The sequence below is a fragment of the Kocuria sp. ZOR0020 genome (assembly GCF_000800955.1).
GTDB lineage: Bacteria > Actinomycetota > Actinomycetes > Actinomycetales > Micrococcaceae > Kocuria > Kocuria subflava.
In genome coordinates, this window is sequence record NZ_JROX01000162.1 from 1 (window position 1) to 7,847 (window position 7,847).

Sequence of the window (7,847 nt, forward strand, 5' to 3'; positions counted from 1 at the left end):
CCCTGCGCCCGCGAGGAGCCGGCAGCGCAGAGGGCACGGTGTGGCCGGCCGAGGCGTCCTGGACGCCGGGACGGATGGCCACCACAGAAGAACTGGCAGCGGCCTACGACCACGCCGTGGCCACACACACCGTGTGGGCCGGGGTGCTGCACGTGCCGCGGGAACACATGCGTGCCGGCGACGTTGTCATCGATGAGAACGGACGCCCAGTCATGGTGATCGATCCCAGGGTGGATGGGCCGGTGGAGGTGATGCGCGGTGACGGGCGCCGCGATGCGTTGACCCTGAGTGAGGACATCGTTGAGGTCCGCGGCCGCCGGTGGACCGCGCTGAGCCTGACCGAACAGGCACGCGCGGCAGGACAGGATCCGAAGATGACCACCGACGACGGCGCCCTTGTCGTTGGGTCCTGGGTTGCGATGAAGGGCCCTAATGTCGGGTCTGTGGGGCTGGTGAGCGAGGTCACCGCTGGCGCCGTGGACGGGCACCCGCAACTGGTTGTGGGCACCGGGGATGGGCCGATGGAGGTCTCGGTCAAAGACGTGGAGGACCTGGAGATCATCGCGTGGCCACCAGGTCACGATGAGGTGTGGCCTGATCTGCGCTCCATGGCCCTGGATCCTTCCAGCCTGGGCACGGATGCGCCCGTGGTGATGAGTGGGTCTACGCACCAGGTCGATGACGTGCAAATGAGGGTGCGGGATCTGGGCGCCGGTGACGTGTTGCTGTTGGACGTCCCCAACCGTGAAGCGGTGGAAGCAGCTGCCTTGAAGGCCGGGTTCGTTCCGTCGGTGGATCACCCCGGACGCTGGGAACTGGGCGAAGCGGGCGGGCCGATCGGGGGGTTGCGAGCCGGGCAACGGTTCATGGAATCGTCGCGAGAGATCCACAACGTGTCTGTGACCGTGCTGGGCGAGACAGACAGGGCCGTGCCGGCAGGTTTGGTGATGGCCGGGCAGCACATCAGTCTGCCGGCAGATGGGCAGTGGGCGCCGATGGGTCACGGCGACCCGCTGCCGGCCGGAGAGCTGCGGGGCCTGGTGCAACGCACCGGTCCCGGGTTCGTGGATCTGGACCTGGACGTCGCCGGGCAGCACGCCACGCAACCGCATGATGCCGAGTACCGGCGTCCGGTGACCTTGTGGGTCTCGCCCACCTCAATGGTCACCGTGCACGGGAACCGACCGGCGGTGGTACCCGAGGTGGTGCAACTACACTCCACGGTTCCAGCACATGAAGTCCGTGACGCCTCCAGGGATGGGCGAGGATTCGGGGTGGCCACGGTGCATGCGATGGACACCCGCCAAGAACGCTCCACGGAACGGATCACGGTCGGGCAGCTGCGTGAAGGAGATCTCGCGTGGCTGTGGGACCACGAACCGCACGCCAAAAGAGTGCTTGCCGTTCACCTGGAAGGGATCCGCGCAACAGTGATCCGGGAGGAGGCAGAACCGGGGCTGGTGGATGTGCGTGTGATGGACAGCCAAGCTGCTGTGCGAGCGGTCAGTTTCCAGGAGCGTCCGGACGGAGCCCTGGGCCCTGCAGCCCAGGTCCTGGGTGAGCACCTGCGTTCCGGTGACCGGGTTCAGGGCCTGGGTGGCAGGATCTCGGAGGTTGTGGACCTGGCCCGAGGACAGAACCAGGTGCGTGCTGCGCTCAGCGACGGTGACGGGTTGGTGGCGGCGACGTTCCAGGCACTGCGCCCGGTGGAGATCCGCCGCCCGTTACCAGCTGAGCCCACCCGCGGAGTACCTGGTGGGGCTCACCCAGTCCCGGTGCGCGACGTCGTGGCCGGGGACATCCTGGTGGCAGCTGATGGGCGCCGCGGTGTGGTGATGGCAACCGAGGTCGTTGAGGGCCTGGCGCATCTCACCGCAGACCGGCTCCCCCCGGGGCGGGTGACGATGGCCATGATCGGCGACTCCTCAGCAGCCGTCGTGCGGCAGGGAACTGGGGCGTGGGTGCTGCGCGAAAGCGGGCTGGGAGATCTGGCCGCAGTGCAGTCGAACTCGGCGCAACAGGAAGGGTGGGCACGCCGTGACACCCAGTACCTCCCCGAAACCTACGGCGGGCCTGGAGCCACACGCTGAGACCCATCAGGCACCTGAGAGGAGCGAGGTCACAAAATCCCGGAAGCTGTTGATCTGGTCGAGAACTGGTCCCATGGCGAGGACGACCGGGGCGAGAGGTATGGCGAGCAGTGTGAGGACGATAGCCGCATACGTCATCAAGGGGCGGTGCGGATCGATAAGTCGGGTTATCAGATAGGCAAGGACAGCCAGTCCAATAACCATCGTCCATCCCAGCCACCGGTAGGGCAGGTGCGCGTAAACGATGGCGGCCTGAATCCAGAACGAGAGCAAGAAAACAACAATGAACAGGGCTGCCGTGCCTGAACTTGAATCGGTGAACGCGAGGATCGACCACCAGGCGATGGCCAGGATGACGAGGAGACCGAGGGCTCCGGCCCAGAGCCAAAAGCCCCAGGAGTTGTCCACGGGGTAGTTGACTGACGTGGCGGTTGCAAGTGTGTGGGTGATCATCGGACGTTCCCTGACTAGGCGATTTCCTGAGACAGCGTCAGGGTAGAGAGTCAACCCTGGGTCGACGCAAGCGACCACGCCGACGTTCGGGGGTCATGACCTGGTGTTTTGTGCCCGCAGGTCGATACCGAAAACATGTTTGATGTCGCGGATCCGGTTCGCGATCCAGCGGTGATTAGATGTACTGACCGGGCACGTTGATCAATCGTGAGGAGGGCGGCTGGTTGCCGCAGCCGGTATGCGGACGGTGTTCGTTGTACTTATCTGTAGCTAAGCCATGGAGGTAATCGATGTCATCCACGGTCTCGAAGGTGGCGGCAACGGACGTGGATGACGGCATATCAGGGCACTCTCATCGACGACGAACCATCGTCCACGACCACGTCGTGTGGCGGCTGTCCTTCTGTGCACAATTGCGCTCACGTGCACTCGAAAGAGACCAGACCGTGAGGGCGCAAGGGGTGTGGATGGGTGTTGGTGCCCGCTGCGTTCGCGACGTTCATTTCAGGGATTTGCAAGATTGAACGTCACAGCCAACTGTTGAGCGCTCGTTCCCCCTGTAGATTCGACTTGGTCAGGGACGTAACGTAGATGGGGAGAGGCAGTGGCAGACCAGGTCAAGCGCCAGTGGCGTTGGTACAGCCCGCGCAACGAGGGTCAACCCGTAGCAAAACGGGAACTTCTCGATCTGCCCAAGCATGGTCAGGGTGCTTTGATCGCCGCTATGAAGAGGTACAGCACGGGTTCCGAACGTTCTGGCGAAGTGAAGCCCATCGAGGATCATCTGATGGAGCTGCGGACGCAGGTCGGCAATGACCCATTTCGGCTGATCTTTTTCAGAGACACACCCGTGCATGCCATAGCTCTCCACGTGTTCTACAAGAACCAGAAGAAGCTTCCCAGGCAAAACAAGAAGATTGCCAAGGACCGGCTGAAGACCTGGCGGCAAGCTCACCGTGACGACGTTGACACAAGGGATTGAGTGAGACCCAGTCCTCCAGAGTGTGACAACCATGGGCTTGCGGAGGTACCACACTCGGGTAGTGTACGTATCGGTTGCACACGATATACACCACAGGAGACCTCATGACCATGCACGAAGACTTGCGCTCTGACCAGGCGGTTGACTTCGACGAGCTGCTTGCTGATCCCGCCGTTGCGCAAGCAACAGAGGACGCAGAGACGCGCCTTGACCTGCTCGATGAGCTTGTCGCATTGAGGAAGTCGTCCCACCTGACCCAGAAGCAGGTTGCCGAGGCCATGGAGACCACTCAGTCCACGGTGTCTGAGTTCGAGAACGGCGGGGAAGACCCCTACCTGTCGACTCTTCAGCGTTACGCAAGGGCTGTCGGTGCCAAGCTGTCGGTGCACGTGCAGCGTGATGCCTGCGTGCCTACTGTCGCACCTATGACCGCGCGTCAGGAGTTTCGGGTGACAATCAACAGTGCCCCCAGCCAGGTGCCGATGAGCGACTACATTGCTACGTACGCTCAGCTCGGCACCATGGGGCGTCGTTCTAGCTACGCCCAGGCGGCGTGACCATGCCGAAATCGCAACCGGAGTTGCGCGAACTCGCCGCACGCGTTGCAGGGTCCGCGAATCTGCTGGATGTTCGGATGCTGAAGACCACTGTCGAGCATCGGGGCTTCCCATCAGGCGAGTACCCCATGACCTATACCTTGGACATCCAACCATCTGCCCAATTCAACGAGGAGCGTCACTCACTTGTTGTGACTTCTGACTTCAGGATGGATATGGGTGAGGTTATGGGAGATGACCGCGATGGCGACGTATCTGAGATCGCAACCTTGGAATTTACTTACGTCGCACTTTTCGATACTCCGCAGGGTGTGACTTTTGAAGCTGACGAGTTGAATAGTTTTGGTGCCACCACGGGGATCTTCAGTATCTACCCATATGCCCGTGAGTATGTTCAAGACATGACGGGTCGGCTGGGGTTGCCGCCCCTAACCTTGGATGTGTATCGAGTCCCCGCGTCCGTTAATGTTCAAAACAATGAGGCTGATTCATAGCGGAGACGATCTTTAACTGCGCGCTTCATTCGCTCTTAGCAGGATGAGTTCGGCCGTGAGGAACTCTATAGCTTGATTCGCCTCATCGAGTTCCTTACGAAGGTCCTTGATTTGGGCCTTATGTTGAGCTTCCATGTGGCGAATCTGATGCCGCAGGGCATCAATAATTTGCTGCTGCCCATGAGTCTCATTAACTGAAACGTCTGGCTGATTAGAATTCACGTTTGTGCCACGGTGCCGAATGATTTGTTGTCGAAGCTTCGGATTTGTGTAGAGATAGTTTTGACTACATCCGGCCTGTCGGGCTACGGACGCAAATGTTATGGTCTCGCCGGCTCGGATCATCTCTGACAGAGCTTTTTTAGCAGCCGCGAACTTATTCTGAGAGCGTCGTTTGGCCGCAGCATCCAGACCTTGTGTGTTGGGATCACTATTAGGCATGGTCGAGCTATTTACCTGTCTGTCGAGCAGAAATGCCCGGGGCTTTCACGGATTGCGTTGTGTTGCTCAGGGCGGTGATGATGCGCTCCAAGGAGTCCACTTCTCGTTGTCGTGCTTTCAACCAAGCGTTGTCTGGTGACATGGGCCGACCGTGACGTTGCTCAACAAGGGTTTGACGGTCGGTGATCAGCTCCACGGTGACTTTGCGTTGAGTAGTCAAGGTGCTGAGATGGCTGGCGTCGGTGGCGAACGAAGCACAGGTCAAGCAGGCATTCCCACGGTCACAGGTTTGCGTTGGCGGGAGCATGCACAGGCCGTTCGGTAATACGCGATCAGTGCGTCCTTCGAGTTGAGCGATTTGGTACGTGTCTCTTTGAGAGACTTCCAAGGGTTGCCCGTAGGCTCCAGTCGCAGCAGCTTTAATGAACTCGCTTTCGGCAACTTTCGCGAGAGTCCTCGCGTAGTGCATGGTCATTTCCGGAGATCGGTGCCCGAGGTAGTCCTGGACCACGTGTACGGGAACTCCAGCGTTGAGCAATTCCGTAGCACGGGAGTGCCTAAGCCGGTGCGTAGCCGTGAAGTTCAACGGCTTGCCGTATTGATCCTTCAGGGCGACGAGGGAGTTGAGTTTTGAGAGCACGCGGGAGTGTGAAGAGTAGGAACGAGGGCGTAGTCCCTGGTAATTCTGACGCGGTGTGACGAAGAGGTGGGGTGGGTCGGGTTGCTCAGGAGTTCGCCCGAGGTGATTGCGGACCCATTGCTGTTGGGCCTGGATCAGGTCCACGACGTATTGCTCGACCAGAATCGTGGGATCGACACCATCAACCTTGGTTTGCTGATACTGCATCCTGGCAACGAAGGCGCTTGCTTGGTCTGACTTCACCCCAGGGACCGGGGTCAGGCACTGGTAATCCATCATCAAAACTTCGCTGACGCGACGTCCGGTTGCTGCTTGAATGAGCCAGGCTCGTGCTGCTTGGGGGTCCCCGAGACCTTGGATTGAGAGCGGCTCTCTACCGGGCAGCTCAATGGTGACCTCAGAGGTCGTGGGCGTCATCAGCACAGGCATACAGGCTGCCATCGTGGCCAGGTCCTCGGCCGTGATGTATTGCGGAGTGGACTGCCGTTGCCGGCTCTTGGAGCGCACCAAACTAGTGGGTGGCCACAGGCGCGTGTGCTCTGGTCGGATCTGCCCCCATCGGGGATCAGCCGTGAAGTGGGCGGCGAGAGCTGAGTTGTCGAACATATAGTCGTAGAAGGACTGCACGGCTGATTGGACGGCGGACACAGTGTTCGTGCTCAAGGGGCGTCCTGATGTGGTGGCGGCTGGAGAACGGAGCCAACTCAGATGCTCGGTCATCAACGTTTGAAGCGTTTCAGTGTCCTGGGCGAGGACAGGAGAGGTGACCATGTGTTCCAACAGGAATCGACCAAAATAGGCACGTAGATTGCGGGACCGGGTGACCAGGGTCGTCCAGGTAAAACGTTGGTGAATCAGCTCGCGAGAGAAATAGAAGCGCAGGCCCTCCCTCAGCCAGATCGGTTCGATGTCACGGAGGTTCACCGGGAGGTCTGAGACCGGTTCATGAGGTCGGCGCGGTATCCGGTCGTCGGCGCGCAGCGACCATAGGTCCGGTGACCACCACGGGGAATCGGTGGTCCGGGCACTGACGAATAGATGGACGTGTTCGCTGATGGACCGCAGATTGCGCAGATTACCCGCCGATGGAAATCGACCATTGCGTTGATGAAAGAGGAGGGTGGCTTCTTTGACAACGCTGCTGGCAGGCAACTCAGCCAGCGAGACCACAGACAGCCCCAGGTTTTCCCGAGTGGTGGCCAGTGAGGTCACGGCGTGTTGCCACCATCGGAGCATGGAAGGCTCGATCTTGCGTAGTCCCTCATGCCAGCAGGAATACACCCACCAGGCCAGTTCCTGTCCCAGCCGGGTGTTGCCACCGGGGCGGAAATCGAAGAAGCGGTCCGGTGGATAGTTACTGTTTTGGGTGAAGACCTCGCTGAAGGGTGGCTGACTGATCTGATAGCAGCCCTCGCGCCACAATGGTGTTACGGCAGCCCACCGTCGATTCCATACCCCAAGCGGCTGGGACTGCGGTGTTGTCGTGAGTTCCAGGTGGTCGTTCATGCCAAGCCCCGCCACGACTCGGTGAGGGTCTGCCAACTGCCCAGGGCTCGTAACTCGGCATCTTCGGTGACCCACCCATAGGTGTTCAATGTGGTTTGAACATCGGAGTGTCCTAGCCGCCGCATGACGACGTGCGGTGGAGTACCAGCCATTAACAGCGTGGTGGCATGGGTGTGCCGGAACCAATGGGGTGTAAACCGGGGTAGGGGCTGGAGATGGGCGTGAATGGCTCGGGTTTTTTGGTACACGGTTTCAGCTCTCATCGGAGCCCACCGTGGATCCCTGACGACGTTAACGAAGACCGGGTGCGCAGCGAGGTTCGGTACGTCGATGTCGATTCCGGTGTCAATCAGTGCCCAGAGATGGGCGGTATAGGCGTTCTCCAGCTCGTCTGAGATGTAGATCCGGCGTGGTGTACTGGTTTTGCCTCGAAGGCCGTGTGGGTGGGTTTGGCGGGCGATGACCTCGATCCAGGGGGTTTCGCCTCGCCCTGTTGAGATGTCGCGGTGCTGGAGATTGAGGGCCTCTCCGATGCGCATCCCCGTCTCCCACAGCAGATGAAACAGCAACGTGTCTCGTGATCGTGTGAGCGGGTTGCGTCCGGTGGTGGAACAGGCCGTGAGGATGTCGCGGACTTGCCTCGGGAGACCTCGACTTCTATCCCGACACCGCCGCGCCGTCAGC

Annotated in this window: 9 protein-coding genes; 4 read left to right on the top strand and 5 right to left on the bottom strand. The window is 60.4% G+C overall.

The genetic code is table 11. From position 1 onward, the window contains the following. Positions 1-2,090: hypothetical protein (locus L979_RS09995; protein ID WP_231559492.1), on the top strand; the 2,090-nt coding region annotated here is incomplete at its 5' end. A gap of 6 nt (positions 2,091-2,096) precedes the next feature. Here L979_RS09995 and L979_RS10000 read toward each other — a convergent pair. Continuing rightward, on the bottom strand, positions 2,097-2,543 hold the full coding sequence (locus L979_RS10000) for a hypothetical protein (RefSeq protein WP_047692068.1): 447 nt from the start codon (positions 2,541-2,543) through the stop codon (positions 2,097-2,099). A gap of 175 nt (positions 2,544-2,718) precedes the next feature. After that, a complete protein-coding gene (locus L979_RS15910; RefSeq protein WP_156125536.1) occupies positions 2,719-2,883 on the bottom strand; it encodes a hypothetical protein in 165 nt (54 codons plus the stop codon). A gap of 264 nt (positions 2,884-3,147) precedes the next feature. Here L979_RS15910 and L979_RS10005 point away from each other — a divergent pair, with 264 nt between their 5' ends. The 3 genes from L979_RS10005 to L979_RS10015 all read left to right on the top strand — a co-directional run bounded on the left by L979_RS10005 (position 3,148) and on the right by L979_RS10015 (position 4,576). Further along, on the top strand, positions 3,148-3,525 hold the full coding sequence (locus L979_RS10005) for a type II toxin-antitoxin system RelE/ParE family toxin (RefSeq protein ID WP_047692069.1): 378 nt from the start codon (positions 3,148-3,150) through the stop codon (positions 3,523-3,525). Positions 3,526-3,629: 104 nt separating this feature from the next. Then, on the top strand, positions 3,630-4,082 hold the full coding sequence (locus L979_RS14695) for a helix-turn-helix domain-containing protein (RefSeq protein WP_052209764.1): 453 nt from the start codon (positions 3,630-3,632) through the stop codon (positions 4,080-4,082). A gap of 2 nt (positions 4,083-4,084) precedes the next feature. Then, entirely contained in the window at positions 4,085-4,576 is a 492-nt protein-coding gene (locus L979_RS10015) for a protein-export chaperone SecB (protein ID WP_156125537.1), read from the top strand. A gap of 12 nt (positions 4,577-4,588) precedes the next feature. On the opposite strand, the gene L979_RS15915 is transcribed toward L979_RS10015, so the two are convergent. The 3 genes from L979_RS15915 to L979_RS10025 form a co-directional block, all read right to left on the bottom strand. After that, the gene (locus L979_RS15915) at positions 4,589-5,017 is read right to left on the bottom strand and encodes a DUF6262 family protein (RefSeq protein ID WP_156125538.1); all 429 of its coding nucleotides are present in this window, start codon (positions 5,015-5,017) and stop codon (positions 4,589-4,591) included. Positions 5,018-5,024: 7 nt separating this feature from the next. Then, a complete protein-coding gene (locus L979_RS10020; RefSeq protein WP_156125539.1) occupies positions 5,025-7,163 on the bottom strand; it encodes a tyrosine-type recombinase/integrase in 2,139 nt (712 codons plus the stop codon). Beyond that, positions 7,160-7,847: tyrosine-type recombinase/integrase (locus tag L979_RS10025; RefSeq protein WP_197052129.1), on the bottom strand; the 688-nt coding region annotated here is incomplete at its 5' end. The genes L979_RS10020 and L979_RS10025, both read right to left, overlap by 4 nt.